At 45.1% G+C, this 14,445-nt stretch carries 11 protein-coding genes; 8 read left to right on the forward strand and 3 right to left on the reverse strand.

The window, feature by feature from the left end; translation table 11 throughout:
* Positions 1-6: 6 nt before the first annotated feature.
* The 8 genes from infB to R7Z50_RS11565 all read left to right on the forward strand — a co-directional run bounded on the left by infB (position 7) and on the right by R7Z50_RS11565 (position 10,111).
* Entirely contained in the window at positions 7-2,718 is a 2,712-nt protein-coding gene (gene infB / locus R7Z50_RS11530; protein WP_005380086.1) for a translation initiation factor IF-2, read from the forward strand.
* Positions 2,719-2,832: 114 nt separating this feature from the next.
* On the forward strand, positions 2,833-3,228 hold the full coding sequence (gene rbfA / locus R7Z50_RS11535) for a 30S ribosome-binding factor RbfA (protein WP_005380087.1): 396 nt from the start codon (positions 2,833-2,835) through the stop codon (positions 3,226-3,228).
* A complete protein-coding gene (truB, locus tag R7Z50_RS11540; RefSeq protein WP_005380088.1) occupies positions 3,228-4,181 on the forward strand; it encodes a tRNA pseudouridine(55) synthase TruB in 954 nt (317 codons plus the stop codon). Before rbfA ends, truB begins: the two co-directional genes overlap by 1 nt.
* 141 nt (positions 4,182-4,322) lie before the next feature.
* Positions 4,323-4,592 carry a 30S ribosomal protein S15 gene (gene rpsO, locus R7Z50_RS11545; RefSeq protein WP_005380094.1) on the forward strand — a complete coding sequence of 90 codons (270 nt, stop codon included), beginning with the start codon at positions 4,323-4,325 and terminating at the stop codon, positions 4,590-4,592.
* A gap of 292 nt (positions 4,593-4,884) precedes the next feature.
* Positions 4,885-7,020 (forward strand): polyribonucleotide nucleotidyltransferase, encoded by a 2,136-nt coding sequence (gene pnp, locus R7Z50_RS11550; protein WP_206970637.1) that lies wholly within the window; start codon positions 4,885-4,887, stop codon positions 7,018-7,020.
* Positions 7,021-7,198: 178 nt separating this feature from the next.
* Complete coding sequence (gene nlpI / locus R7Z50_RS11555) at positions 7,199-8,119, forward strand: lipoprotein NlpI (protein ID WP_318149085.1); 921 nt, start codon at positions 7,199-7,201, stop codon at positions 8,117-8,119.
* Positions 8,120-8,218: 99 nt separating this feature from the next.
* Complete coding sequence (locus tag R7Z50_RS11560; protein WP_005394653.1) at positions 8,219-8,641, forward strand: MarR family winged helix-turn-helix transcriptional regulator; 423 nt, start codon at positions 8,219-8,221, stop codon at positions 8,639-8,641.
* Positions 8,642-8,764: 123 nt separating this feature from the next.
* Entirely contained in the window at positions 8,765-10,111 is a 1,347-nt protein-coding gene (locus R7Z50_RS11565) for an MATE family efflux transporter (protein WP_318149086.1), read from the forward strand.
* A gap of 51 nt (positions 10,112-10,162) precedes the next feature.
* Here the strand turns inward: R7Z50_RS11565 and R7Z50_RS11570 are convergent, their stop codons facing one another.
* The 3 genes from R7Z50_RS11570 to R7Z50_RS11580 all read right to left on the reverse strand — a co-directional run bounded on the left by R7Z50_RS11570 (position 10,163) and on the right by R7Z50_RS11580 (position 14,248).
* Positions 10,163-11,041, reverse strand: coding sequence for a U32 family peptidase (locus R7Z50_RS11570; RefSeq protein WP_170894021.1), 879 nt, complete (start codon positions 11,039-11,041; stop codon positions 10,163-10,165).
* A 20-nt stretch (positions 11,042-11,061) separates the two neighbouring features.
* Positions 11,062-12,075 carry a ubiquinone anaerobic biosynthesis protein UbiU gene (locus tag R7Z50_RS11575; RefSeq protein WP_054576313.1) on the reverse strand — a complete coding sequence of 338 codons (1,014 nt, stop codon included), beginning with the start codon at positions 12,073-12,075 and terminating at the stop codon, positions 11,062-11,064.
* 133 nt (positions 12,076-12,208) lie between these two features.
* On the reverse strand, positions 12,209-14,248 hold the full coding sequence (locus R7Z50_RS11580) for an EAL domain-containing protein (protein ID WP_318149087.1): 2,040 nt from the start codon (positions 14,246-14,248) through the stop codon (positions 12,209-12,211).
* Positions 14,249-14,445: the final 197 nt, after the last annotated feature.

Consider the following 14,445-nt stretch of genomic DNA (forward strand, 5'->3'; position numbering starts at 1 on the left):
AGCGGCATGACACAATTAACAGTTAAAGCACTGAGTGATGAGATTGGTACGCCAGTCGACCGCTTGATTGAACAACTTGCTGACGCTGGCATTAAAAAGGCGAGCTCTGACAATGTTACTGATGAAGAGAAGCAGAAGCTTCTCTCTCATTTAAAGAAAGAACACGGTGATAAATCAGGTGATTCAGAGCCGACTCGCCTTACGCTTCAGCGTAAAACTCGTAGTACACTTAGTGTGAACGCGGGTGGTGGTAAGAGTAAGAATGTTCAGGTTGAGGTGCGCAAAAAACGTACATACGTGAAGCGCAGCACAATTGAAGATGAAGCGAAACGTGAAGCTGAAGAAGCAGCACAACGTGAAGCAGAAGAAGCAGCAAAACGTGCAGCAGAAGAAGCTGCAAAACGTGAAGCTGAAGAAGCTGCGAAACGTGAAGCTGAAGAAGCTGCAAAACGTGAAGCGGAAGAAAAAGCGAAACGTGAAGCTGAAGAAAAAGCGAAGCGAGACGTAGATACGAATGCACAACGTAATGCTGAAGAAAAAGCAAAGCGTGATGCTGAAGAGAAAATTAAGCAAGAAGCAGCGCGAAAAGAGGCCGACGAGCTTAAACGTCGTCAGGAAGAAGAAGCTAAGCGTAAGGCTGAAGAGGAAAGTCAGCGCAAGCTTGAAGAAGCTCGCGAATTGGCTGAAAAGAATAAAGAGCGTTGGTCTGCTGCAGAAGAGAAAAAGGGTGATATGGAAGATACAGATTACCATGTAACGACTTCACAATACGCACGTGAAGCCGAAGATGAAGCAGATCGCAAAGTAGAAGGCGGTCGTCGTAAGAAGAAAAAAGCAGCTTCGGGTAAAGACGACCAAGCTCGCGGTGGCCGTAACAACCAACGTGGCGGTAGAGGTCGTAAGGGCAAACTTGCTAAGCCGACTTCAATGCAGCACGGGTTTGATAAGTCAGCAACGGTTGCTAAGCAAGACGTTGTAATTGGCGAAACGATCGTTCTATCAGAACTTGCTAACAAGATGTCGGTTAAAGCGACAGAAGTTATCAAAGTAATGATGAAGATGGGCGCTATGGCGACTATCAACCAAGTGATCGACCAAGAAACAGCACAACTTGTTGCTGAAGAAATGGGCCATAAAGTAGTTCTTCGTAAAGAGAACGAACTGGAAGAAGCGGTACTATCTGACCGTGACACTAACGCGGAAGCAGTTCCACGTGCTCCAGTTGTTACTATCATGGGTCACGTTGACCACGGTAAAACGTCAACACTTGACTACATCCGTCGCACACACGTTGCTTCTGGCGAAGCGGGTGGTATTACTCAGCACATTGGTGCGTACCACGTTGAAACAGACAACGGCATGATCACGTTCCTTGATACTCCTGGACACGCAGCGTTTACTGCAATGCGTGCTCGTGGTGCTCAAGCAACAGATATCGTTGTTCTTGTAGTTGCAGCAGACGATGGCGTAATGCCACAAACAGTAGAAGCGATTCAGCACGCGAAAGCGGCAGGCGTTCCTCTAATTGTTGCTGTGAACAAGATCGATAAAGAAGACGCGAACCCAGATAACGTTAAGAACGAGCTTGCTCAATACGACGTTATTCCTGAAGAGTGGGGCGGTGAGAACATGTTCGTTCACATCTCTGCTAAACAGGGTACAAACATCGATGGTCTTCTAGAAGCAATCCTTCTTCAGTCTGAAGTTCTTGAACTTACAGCTGTAGCTGAAGGCATGGCATCTGGTGTTGTTGTTGAATCTCGCCTAGATAAAGGTCGTGGTCCAGTTGCAACAGTACTTGTTCAATCAGGTACACTAAACAAAGGCGACATCGTTCTTTGTGGTCAAGAATACGGCCGTGTTCGTGCAATGCGTGATGAGCTAGGTAAAGAAATTACTTCGGCTGGCCCATCTATCCCTGTAGAGATCCTAGGTCTTTCAGGTGTACCATCTTCAGGTGATGAAGCAACAGTAGTTCGTGACGAGCGTAAAGCGCGTGAAGTAGCTAACTACCGTGCTGGTAAGTTCCGTGAAGTGAAACTTGCTCGTCAGCAGAAATCTAAACTAGAGAACATGTTCTCTAACATGACTGCTGGTGAAGTTGCTGAACTTAACGTTGTACTTAAAGCAGACGTTCAAGGTTCTGTAGAAGCAATCGCAGACTCACTAGTTAAGCTATCTACTGACGAAGTTAAAGTGAACATCGTTGGTTCTGGTGTAGGTGGTATTACGGAAACTGACGTAGTACTAGCGGAAGCTTCAAACGCAATCATCCTTGGCTTTAACGTTCGTGCAGATGCTTCTGCTCGCCGTGCTGTTGAAGCCGCAGCTGTTGACTTACGTTACTACTCAATCATTTACCAATTGATTGATGAAGTGAAACAAGCAATGGGCGGTATGCTTGCTCCAGAATTCAAGCAAGAGATCATTGGTCTTGCTGAAGTTCGTGACGTGTTTAAGTCACCGAAACTGGGCGCTATCGCTGGTTGTATGGTTACAGAAGGTGTGATCAAGCGTAACAACCCAATCCGTGTACTACGTGATAACGTTGTTATTTACGAAGGTGAACTAGAGTCACTACGTCGTTTCAAAGATGACGTTCAAGAAGTTAAGAATGGCTACGAATGTGGTATCGGCGTTAAGAACTACAATGATGTTCGCGTTGGTGACCAAATCGAAGTCTTCGAAATCGTTGAAATTAAACGTACTCTAGACTAATTGACTAAAATTACTAATATTGTCTTTGAAAGATAAGTAGTAATTGGTTGTTGAATACACCATGGGGGGCTGGCTTTGACCAACCCCCCATTCTTTCTATATAAGAGTAAAGATATGTCAAAAGAATTTAGCCGCACGCAGCGCGTTGCACAGCAGCTGCAAAAAGAACTAGCGATGATCCTTCAACGTGAAGTTCGTGACTCTCGCCTTGGCATGGTGACGATCTCAGACGTAGAAGTCTCTCGTGACCTAGCTTACGCAAAAGTATTTGTGACCTTCCTGTGTGTGGGTGAGCAAACACCAGAATCATGTCTAGCAGCGCTACGTGAGCACGAAGTGCACATTCGCATGATGTTAGGTAAGCGTATTCGTCTACGTTTAACGCCAGAAATCCGCTTCCACTATGACAATACGCTTGTTGAAGGTATGCGTATGTCTAACCTAGTGTCTGAAGTCGTTAGTTCAGACAAACAAAAGCAAAAAGATTCTGGTCGTGAGGACGAAGAATAATGGCTCGTCGTCGTAAAGGTCGTCCAATTAATGGCGTTATACTGTTGGACAAACCAACAGGTATCTCTTCCAATGATGCACTGCAAAAAGTAAAGCGAATCTACTTTGCTGAGAAAGCAGGCCACACTGGAGCCTTGGACCCATTAGCGACAGGCATGCTGCCAATTTGCTTGGGTGAAGCGACAAAATTTTCTCAGTTTCTTCTTGATTCTGATAAACGCTACCGCGTGATCGCAAAGCTGGGTGAACGTACCAATACGTCTGACTCGGATGGTGAAGTTGTAGAGACGCGTCCAGTCGATGTTACGTTAGACAAGCTAGAAGCGTGCATCGATCAGTTCCGTGGTGAATCTGATCAAGTGCCTTCCATGTTCTCTGCGTTGAAGTATCAAGGTAAACCCTTGTATGAATACGCTCGTAAAGGCATCGAAGTTCCGCGTGAATCTCGTAAGATCACGGTATATGAGATTGTTCTTCACCGTTTTGAAGGCGATGAAGTAGAGATGGAAGTGCACTGCTCTAAAGGTACCTATATTCGTACTATCGTTGATGATCTGGGCGAAATGTTAGGTTGTGGTGCGCACGTAACTATGCTTCGTCGTACTGGTGTTGCTAAATACCCTTACGAGAATATGGTAACACTTGAGCAACTAAATGAGTTGCTAGAGCAAGCTCACCGCGAGGAACGAGCGCCTCGAGAACTACTGGACCCACTGCTTTTGCCAATGGATACAGCGGTAGAAGACTTACCAGAAGTCAACTTGGTGCCTGAACTGGCGAATATGGTCCAACATGGGCAGCCCGTTCAAGTATTTGGTGCTCCGACTGAGGGCTCACTTCGCCTTACTATGGGTGAAGAACGCTTGTTTATTGGCGTTGGCGAAATGAACGAAGATGGCAAAATCGCTCCTAAGCGATTGGTCGTGTTCCGAGATGACGTTGCATCCAAGTAAATGATTGAAAATACCGACCTGAGTGTCGGTATTTTTATATTGCACGAGATAGGAAATTTCCCTATAATCCGCGCTTCGCGTAGCGGCTGAATCAGAGATTGGCTGCTACAACTTTAAACCTACTCTTATTAGGAGAGAATTATGTCTCTGAATGCAGAAACTAAAGCAGCAATCGTTGCAGAATACGCACAAGGCGAAGGCGACACTGGTTCACCAGAAGTTCAAGTAGCTCTACTTACAGCTTCTATCAACCACCTACAAGGTCACTTCAAAGCGCACAAAGGCGATCACCACAGCCGTCGTGGTCTTCTACGCATGGTTTCTCGTCGTCGTAAGCTTCTAGATTACCTAAAAGGTAAAAACCTAGCTCGCTACCAAGACCTAATCAAACGTCTAGGCCTACGTCGCTAATCAGCGACTGCATAGCAGTTTGTCTAAAAAGGGGCTTTATGCCCCTTTTTTGTTGCCTAAATTTAGCCAAATTAGACTTATGCCGTTATAATACTGGCGGCTAAACCTTGTAAGAGGTTTTCTCAAAAGCTCATAGCATTACAGTCAACCACGTCGACCAAAAGGTCGCGACTATTCAAAAGGAATTTCCGAGTTTCTTTTTACTAGTCGCGATTCGTAATGCCTTGAGTGTCAATTAACACATCTAAGATTTCTTTAAGCACTAAAGGAAGATTAGAAACAAGGAATAACAATGTTCGAAAAACCAGTTGTTAAAACGTTCCAGTACGGTAACCACACAGTTACTTTAGAAACTGGCGTTATTGCACGTCAAGCTACAGCAGCAGTTATGGTCACAATGGATGATACGTCTGTATTCGTATCTGTTGTAGGTAAAAAAGAAGCCGTTGCAGGTCAAGACTTCTTCCCACTAACGGTTAACTACCAAGAGCGTACTTACGCTGCGGGTAAAATCCCAGGCGGCTTCTTCAAACGTGAAGGTCGTCCTTCTGAAGGCGAAACGCTAACAGCTCGTCTAATCGACCGTCCAATCCGTCCGCTATTCCCAGACGCGTTTAAAAACGAAGTTCAGGTTATCGCGACAGTAATGTCTGTAAACCCAGATGTTCAGCCAGATATCGTTACAATGATCGGTACTTCTGCTGCTCTTGCTATCTCTGGCATTCCATTCAACGGCCCTATCGGTGCGGCGCGTGTTGGTCATATCGATGGTCAGCTTGTACTTAACCCTAGCCAAACTGAACTAGAAACTTCTAAGCTTGACCTTGTTGTTGCAGGTACAGAGTCAGCAGTACTGATGGTTGAGTCAGAAGCGGACAACCTAACTGAAGAAGAAATGCTAGCGGCGGTTGTTTATGGTCATGACCAACAACAAGTTGCTATTCAAGCTATCAACGAATTCAAAGCAGAAGTTGCAACTCCTGCTTGGGATTGGGTTGCTCCTGAAGAGAACACAGCGCTTAAAAATAAGATTGCTGATCTAGCAGAAGCTAAACTTGTTGAAGCTTACCAAATTACTGAGAAAATGGCTCGTTACGACCGCATCCATGAGATCGCTGCGGAAGTAAATGAAGTTCTTCTTGCTGAAGATCCTGAAGCAGACACAAAAGAAATCCACACTATCTTCCATGATCTAGAGAAGACAGTAGTACGTAGCCGTATTATTGCAGGTAACCCTCGTATCGATGGTCGTGAAAAAGACATGGTTCGTGCACTAGATGTACGTACTGGTGTTCTTCCTCGTACTCACGGTAGCGCGCTATTCACTCGTGGTGAAACTCAGGCGATCGTTACGGCAACGCTAGGTACTCAGCGTGATGCTCAAATCATCGATGAGCTAACTGGTGAGCGTAAAGATCACTTCCTACTGCACTACAACTTCCCTCCATACTGTGTAGGTGAAACTGGTTTTGTAGGTTCTCCTAAGCGTCGTGAAATCGGCCACGGTAAACTGGCGAAGCGTGGTATTGCTGCAGTAATGCCTTCTGTTGATGAGTTCCCATACACAGTACGTGTTGTATCGGAAATCACTGAATCTAACGGTTCATCTTCAATGGCTTCAGTATGTGGTACTTCTCTTGCGCTTATGGACGCAGGTGTACCAATCAAAGCATCTGTTGCTGGTATCGCAATGGGTCTTGTTAAAGAAGGTGACGATTTCGTTGTACTTTCTGACATCCTTGGTGATGAAGACCATCTAGGTGACATGGACTTTAAAGTAGCAGGTACTAACACTGGTATCACTGCACTTCAAATGGACATCAAGATCGAAGGCATCACTAAAGAAATCATGCAAATTGCGCTTAACCAAGCTCAAGGTGCACGTAAGCACATCCTATCTGTAATGGATGAAGCAATCTCTGGTGCTCGTGAAGACATATCTGAATTTGCTCCGCGTATTCACACGATGAAGATCAGCGCTGAGAAGATCAAAGACGTTATCGGTAAAGGCGGTGCAGTTATCCGTGCTCTAACTGAAGAGACTGGTACAACTATCGAAATCGAAGACGACGGTACTATCAAGATTGCGGCAACTGAAGGCACTGCTGCGAAAGAAGCTATCCGCCGTATCGAAGAGATCACTGCTGAAGTTGAAGTGGGCCGTATCTACACAGGTAAAGTTGCACGTCTAGCAGACTTCGGTGCATTCGTAACGGTTCTTCCAGGCAAAGATGGTCTTGTACACATTTCTCAAATCGCAGAAAAACGCGTAGAGAAAGTGTCTGACTACCTGGCTGAAGGTCAAGAAGTTCAAGTTAAAGTTCTTGAAATCGACCGCCAAGGCCGTGTACGTCTAAGCATGAAAGAAGCGGTAGAAAAGCCAGCTGAAGAAGCTGCTGCTGAAGCAACAGCTGCTAAAGACGAGTAAGACAAAATGAGACTTTCAGCCTTTTATTAGATTAAGGGCCTGAAAGCATGTTATAAAAGGGGAGCATTTTCGCTCCCCTTTTTTGGTTTGTTTCGATGTATTAACCTCAAACGAGGTTATCGCCTATATTGCATTAAGAGAAACAAATCTTGAGCGGTCCAAACAGGAGTATCAATTAGTGAAATGGTTTCAAACCGCAATTTTATGTGTTGCTATCGCGCTGACCGGTTGTGCAAATACTTCTCAACAATCAGCACAAAAGTGGTTATATCCACCGATGGCGGTGCCACTTCAGCCTAGTGTTCAACAAGAAGTACAAATCGCGCGTCTCTCGCAGTTGCTACAACGTCCCGACCTTAGTGATGAAGTGCGCGCTAAAATGCATTATGAGCGCGGTAGCTACTACGATAGCGTTGGTTTGCGTGATCTTGCCCGTTTGGACTTTAACCAGTCTTTGCAGTTGAATCCTGCTCAACCGGATATCTTCAATCTTTTGGGGGTGTATTTCACCCAAGTGGGGGAGTTTGACGCGGCTTATGAAGCGTTTGATTCGACCATAGAGTTGGCTCCGGATAATACCTATGCTGAGCGCAACCGTGCGATTGCACTGTATTATGGTGGCCGAATCGATCTCGCTTTAGAAGATATGACCAAGCATTATCAAGAAATGCCAACGGATCCTTTTCGTTCATTATGGCTGTACATCATCGAAGCTGAGCAAAATCCAGAGCAAGCAAAAGCCAATCTTCAACAGCGTTATTTACGAGATCGTAGTGAAGAGTGGGGGTGGGTTCTTGTTGCCATCATGCTGCGAGATGTCTCGGACGAAGACGCGCTTAAAGCAATTATGGATGGAACAAGAGAGAATTATCGCCTAGCTGAACGATTGACGGAAACGTATTTCTACCTTGGAAAGCGTAATCAGCTTGAAGGTGATTACGCAAGTGCCATCTCACTTTATAAGCTCGCGATTTCGTTCAACGTTTACGACTATGTTGAGCATCGCTATTCTTTCTTGGAATTGGCGCAAATCTACGATCAATTACAGCAAGATAGATTGGCCAAGTTAAAGGCTGCCAAGAAGCTGGAAATTGAATGATTTAGAGCCGCTCGATGAGAGCGGCTTTTTTTATGATTGAACTTGATGAGTGACTCATTTAAAATAGTTAGTCTTGCTAACTAAGTGGTGGTGGCTTTTATGGCATTAGAAGAAAGCTTGATTGATTTAGAGCGTTTTTGCGCCAAAGCTTGGCGTGTCTATGCCAAAGAAGATCCATTATCACATCTAAGCTTTAATGAGTTCGATTATTTACGTGTGATTCAGGTTTACCCTGAGGGTGTGCGAATAACCGATCTTGCAGAAGAGCTGCAAGTGACTAAGCCTTCTGCGTCGACAATGGTTGTGCGTCTGGAAAAAAAGGGTTTGGTGAAACGCATCGCATGTAATGAGGATGCTCGTGCTAAGCGTGTGTTGCTTACAGAAGAAGTCGCAGAAAAAATGTCTTTGGAGCAGGTAGTGTACAAAGATATCTCTGAACAAATGATGCAACAATTAAATCAGCAAGAAGCTGAGCAGTTACAAGCTTTATTGAATAAAGCATTGAGTAATAAGTCATTTTAAACTAAAGCAAAGACCTCAGCTGTATGGTTTAGTTTTTGTTGTTTCATCTTTTTTTATTTAATTTAACCATTTAGTTAGCCTTGCTAATTAAATGGTTAGCTTTGCTAACTACTGGTGACAGTCATGCAAAACTCAATTTATAGACAGTTTTGGAAATATACGATTCCAACCGTCGCAGCAATGCTCGTGAACGGTTTGTATCAAATAGTTGATGGCATTTTTATTGGCCGTTATGTTGGCGCTGACGGATTAGCTGGGATCAATGTTGCGTGGCCTATTATCGGTTCGATCCTCGGTATAGGAATGATGATTGGGGTGGGGACTGGTGCACTGACTTCGATCAAGCAAGGAGAGAATGATCATGAAGGCGCTAAGCGAATCCTAACGACCGGATTGACGTTGTTAGCGGCATTGATGCCGATCGTTGCTACAATTTTGTTTTTGTTTTCGGATGAATTTATTCGCTGGCAAGGAGCGGAAGGGCGAGTGTTTGAACTTGCGCTGCAATATTTGCATATTCTGATTGTCGCGTGCGTATTCACGTTGGGTTCTATCGCGGTTCCGTTTCTGTTACGCAATGACGACAGCCCGAACTTAGCAACGATTTTGATGGTCATCGGTGCCGTTATTAACATTGTATTAGACTACGTATTTATTGCTTGGTTGGAGTGGGAGTTAACCGGAGCCGCTATTGCCACTGCACTTGCACAATTAGTGGTCACTGTGCTCGGTATTGGTTACTTCTTTACTTCAAAAGCAACATTACGCCTTCGTATCCGCGACTTCAAAGTTCAGGTTGATGCTGCACCAAAGATTATCATGATAGGTACATCAAGTTTCTTTATGTACGCCTACGGCTCTGTGATGGTGGCACTGCACAACGCGTTATTTGCTCAGTACGGAAGTGCAATGTTGATCGGAGCGTACGCCATTTTGGGGTATATCGTGACGGTTTACTATCTGATAGCCGAGGGAATTGCGAATGGTATGCAGCCTTTAGTGAGCTTCAACCACGGTGCACGTAATCAGGAGAACATCAGAAAGTTATTAAAGGTCGCGATGGGGACATCTGTGCTTGGTGGGGTGGCGTTCGTTGTTTTGATGAACCTTTTCCCGTACGAACTGGTTGCGGTGTTTAATAATGCTGACCAACAGTTGATTGATAGCACCGTGATCGGGATTCGTTTACACATGTTTGCGTTGTTCTTAGATGGTTTTTTAGTTGTGGCGGCCGCGTACTATCAATCAGTAAACAAAGGCAGCAAAGCTATGTTTGTAACACTAGGCAACATGCTGGTCCAGTTGCCATTCTTATTCATTATGCCGAAACTTTTCGGCGTGACAGGTATTTGGTTAGCTTTCCCATTGTCTAACATTGCATTGAGTTTGGTCGTGATCAGTATGTTGTGGCGAGATGTGAAAAAGCTGCTTAATGAGAGTTCTGTCGAACCAGGGGTGCAAGCCTGCTAACAAAAGCTAACAGATAAAAGCGAGGCTAGGCCTCGCTTTTATCTTTAAGGATTAAATGGTTTTTACTTCTAAGCCCGCTAGTTGATGCCAATAGCCATTGCATTGGCGGCTTTCGAGCTTTTCAGGATTATCGCCGTATTCGTTTGAGCGAAAACGCTCTAACTCTGAAAAAGTGTCGATACCAAGAGGGCTTAACCGGACCACATCAACCAGCCCTTTCATACTTGGTAAGTCATTGATGAGGTTGTAGCAATACCCTGACTGTGTTTGAATGCCGTTAAGGTTAAAGACTTCTTGCCCTTCTTGGCTGCTGACCTGGATACCCGTAGGGTATTTGATACAGCAGGTTTCGCAATCGTCTTTCGCTCGGTTTTCAGCTCGGGCTGTGAAACAGCGAGCGGAATACGCTAAAGGCAAATAACCGTGGCTAAATACCTCAACTTCAAACTTGTTACGAATACCAAGCTCGTCACACTGAACTAAAGTATCGTTTAACCATTCGCGAGAGAGTTCGACAGGCATGCACCAACGCATCATACCTTGCTTCAAAAATAAGTTGAGCGTGTGTGCGTTATAAGTATTGATTGCAGGGCCAACGACGAAAGGCACTTTATGCTCTGATGCCAATTGAACAGCAGATACGTCATTTGCTTCAATCGCGAAGTCACCGTTGTCGATGTACTTCTTCATTATGTTTACTTCACTCGGAGCTTCTAGTAGTGCCATCGTTGATAGCACCACTTGCTTGCCAGATGCAGACAGCTCTTTTGCGATTTCAAGCCAATGCGAAGGCTTCATTTCTCGACGTTTTGAGCATACGGTTTCCCCAAGATAGATGATGTCCGCGGAGCTTGATTTCGCTTGTTCATAAAACGCTTCGATGTCTTGTTTTGGCCAGAAGTACAACAGCGGGCCAAGCGCGTATTTCATTGAATTATCCATCTTAACCTCTATTGCCATTTGCGGTGATAAGCACCAAGTGTAGTCTGCGTACCTTCAGACACGTTTGCCAATGCGGCATCCCAAGCCGCTTCGACTTGGTAAGCTTCTGGGTTTGCTTGGTAACGGTCAATCGCCGCTCGCCATGTTCGAGTGACTTGTTCTACGTAAGCAGGGCTACGTTGGCGACCTTCAATTTTTACAGAAGCCACATTTGCAGCAAATAGTTCTGGCAGCATAGAGAGGGTGTTCAAACTGGTTGGTTCTTCCAGTGCGTGGTAGCGTTTTTTCTCGCCTTCGATTTCAGCTTCGAAACGACCTTTACACAAGGTAGGGTAGCCCGCATTTTCACCGGTGCTGTAGCGATCGATCAAAATGTCGTTAAGGCGGGATTCCAGACCATTTTCTGTTTCTTGCCAGCGAACGTACTTAGCTGGAGAGCATGCTCCCACAGTGTTTGGAGACTCACCTGTCATGTATGACGATAGGTAGCAGCGACCTTCAGACATGATACAAAGGCTACCAAAAGCAAAGACTTCTAACTCGACATCGCTAGTGATGTTGCGCGAAAGCTGTTTGACCTGATGAATCGATAAAACGCGAGGTAGTACCACACGTTTTACGTTGAAGTTTTGTTTGTAAAAATCAATGGCTGCGACGTTGGTCGCTGATGCTTGCACTGAAAGGTGTAGTTCCAGATCGGGATATTTGCGAACCGCGTACTCCAGCACTGCAATGTCTGCAACAATCAGCGCGTCTACACCCAGTGCCGCTGCATTGTCTACTGCGTTCGTCCAGCGCTCGAAGCCATTGGGATGAGCGAAGGTATTCAACGCGACATGAATTTTTTTATTGCGGTCATGAACGTATTGCACCGCTTTTTCTAACTTTTTGCCGTTAAAGTTGAGGCCAGCAAAGTGACGGGCGTTGGTATCATCTTTGAAACCAATGTAGACGGCATCGGCACCGCAATCAATCGCAGTTTTTAACGCAGGCAGGTTACCCGCGGGACACAAGAGTTCCATATGCTCACAATCATTGAGAATAAAAAGGTGTCCGCATTTTATGAAGAATTATGAATAGCGAAATTGACCTAAGTTAGGTTTAGCTCAATAAAGTCGATATTTACCCCTTGCGAGTAAGGGTATCGGGTCGGGGTTAGTTCTTGTGACGACGATTCTGTACAAACAGCTCTTCAATTTCATGTTTTGGCTGCGGGCGATAAAAATGGAATCCTTGAATCGCATTACATTGAAGGTTAGAGAGCAGGGTCGCTTGCTGGTGGGTTTCCACCCCCTCGGCAACGACAGTTAAGTCGAGCGACTGACCCAGATTAATGATGTTTTCAATCACAGTGACTTGTTTCGGTAGTGTGTCGATATCATTAATAAAAGCGCGGTCGATTTTTAGCTCGTCAATAGGAAAACGCGCTAAGTAGGAAAGAGAAGAGTAGCCGGTACCAAAGTCATCGATAGAGAGAGCGAAGCCAAGCTTTTTAATCGCATTCAACATTTGCAGTGTATGTTCGCTATCACTCATCACGGCACTTTCGGTTAGCTCGAAGGTAATGCAGCTTGGATCAAGCTCGGTAGTGCGAAGCAGCTTTTCCATAAAGTCGATCAGCTGTGGGTTGCCAAATTGCTCGGGAGAGAGGTTGATGGCGACACGGCCTGGCAGTATGCCTTGTTGCTTCCAACGTTTTACCGTATTGAAAACATCACGCATCACGACACGTCCAAGGTGTTCTATTAACCCAGCGCGCTCGGCGACAGGAATGAATGAGCCAGGACTAATGTACCCTTCGACTGGATGCTTCCAACGAACGAGCGCTTCTGCGCCGTTGATACTGAAGTCTCGCGCGTTAACCTTAGGTTGATACCACACTTCCAAACCGTTCTGCTGCAATGCTTTTTGCAGTTCAATTTCAAGCCACAAACGCATACGCGCTTCTTTGTTCATTTGATCGTTAAATTTGATCAGACGATTTCTACCACGATCTTTGGCTTCATACATCGCAGTATCGGCATTTTGTAGTAGGATTCGCGCATCTTGTCCGTCTTCAGGGTATCGAACGCTACCAATTGAACACGCAAGGCGTTTACTGAAGTGGTGCAAGTCGAAAGGTTGGTTGATCAACGAGATAATGCGATCGGACAAAATTTCAGCCATGCGGGTGTTTTCTGGCTCCGGCAGAATGACGCCAAACTCATCGCCACCCAAATGACCAATAATCGCTTGGTTTGGCAGTAACCGTTTAAGACGGGCCGATACCTCTTGAATCACTTTATCGCCAATATGGTGACCAAGTGAGTCATTAATGTTTTTGAAGTTATCGATATCCAAATAGAACACCAGAAGCGGTGTTTGCTTTTTGATCAGCTGTTCCAAACGTTTGGTGAAGCCAAAGCGGTTGTAGAGTTTGGTGAGCGAGTCAATGTGTATGTCTTCATTCGATGCAGAAGACAGGTTTTTGGGCGCATCATCAGCATCTTGGATTAGGATAATTTGAGATTCGCTACCTAATATCGCCGTGGAATCCGCGTGTAGCTGAACTTTCCGTTCAAAGCCGCATCTTGCACTGGTTAAGCAGACAAAAGGTTTGTCAGAAATTAATGTACTCAATCGATGACTAAATACCTTTTTACTGTTTTCATCGATGAATAAACGACTTAGCTCTTCGCCCAACAATTCATGAGGAGAGTTAAGTCCGAGAAGGCGCGCTGATGCGGGGTTCGCAGAGATGACAATATCATCTTCGATAAGCAGTAAGCCGTCTGGTAGCAGTTGTGTTAACTTCGCAAACTTACTTTCGGACTCTTCTAAGGAGCGAACGAGTATCTGCTTTTCTGAAGTATCGACAGCGTGAAAAACAACAAAGCGAATGTCGTTACCTTCAAAAACTGGCGAAAGACTAAAGTGAAGACTGGTTTCAAGGTCGGTTTCATCGAGCGTGATTTCGGCTTCGACATGTGCCCCTTTGAACGCGCGCTGATAGTATGGTGCAAGCTTCTTATAAAACTGTTCACCCAGCACTTGGCAATCGTTTAAGCCGACGATTTCCTCATGACTTAAACCTGCGATATCGCAGTAACGGTCACTTACCATTCGATAATTGTGTTTTTTATCAAGAATGGCAAAGAAGAAAGGGCTATTTGAGGTTAGCGTGGCAAACCAATGTTTTAATTGCTGGGAAGGCATTAGGGTATTACCGATCTCCAATGAGCCAGATTATTCGTCCGTGTATAAAAAGCGACACCCTGATAAGCCTGCGGCGGTCTACCACCAAGCTAAAGTGTTACTTGCCATTAAAGGGCTCGCGGTTTTAGCTGTGCAGTCGACAATCACATGGATACGCTCAGATAACTATAACTTTGAAAATACGGTTGTAAAAGTGT

It is taken from the genome of Vibrio sp. 1249-1, from assembly GCF_033340495.1.

What these genes read in the sequence shown, in the direction of transcription:
- rbfA (WP_005380087.1), top strand. Translation starts at nt 2,833, where the DNA reads ATGTCAAAAGAATTTAGCCGCACGCAGCGCGTTGCACAGCAGCTGCAA.
- pnp (WP_206970637.1), top strand. Translation starts at nt 4,885, where the DNA reads ATGTTCGAAAAACCAGTTGTTAAAACGTTCCAGTACGGTAACCACACA.
- R7Z50_RS11580 (WP_318149087.1), bottom strand. Translation starts at nt 14,248, where the DNA reads ATGCCTTCCCAGCAATTAAAACATTGGTTTGCCACGCTAACCTCAAAT.
- rpsO (WP_005380094.1), top strand. Translation starts at nt 4,323, where the DNA reads ATGTCTCTGAATGCAGAAACTAAAGCAGCAATCGTTGCAGAATACGCA.
- infB (WP_005380086.1), top strand. Translation starts at nt 7, where the DNA reads ATGACACAATTAACAGTTAAAGCACTGAGTGATGAGATTGGTACGCCA.
- truB (WP_005380088.1), top strand. Translation starts at nt 3,228, where the DNA reads ATGGCTCGTCGTCGTAAAGGTCGTCCAATTAATGGCGTTATACTGTTG.
- R7Z50_RS11565 (WP_318149086.1), top strand. Translation starts at nt 8,765, where the DNA reads ATGCAAAACTCAATTTATAGACAGTTTTGGAAATATACGATTCCAACC.
- R7Z50_RS11560 (WP_005394653.1), top strand. Translation starts at nt 8,219, where the DNA reads ATGGCATTAGAAGAAAGCTTGATTGATTTAGAGCGTTTTTGCGCCAAA.
- R7Z50_RS11570 (WP_170894021.1), bottom strand. Translation starts at nt 11,041, where the DNA reads ATGAAATACGCGCTTGGCCCGCTGTTGTACTTCTGGCCAAAACAAGAC.
- R7Z50_RS11575 (WP_054576313.1), bottom strand. Translation starts at nt 12,075, where the DNA reads ATGGAACTCTTGTGTCCCGCGGGTAACCTGCCTGCGTTAAAAACTGCG.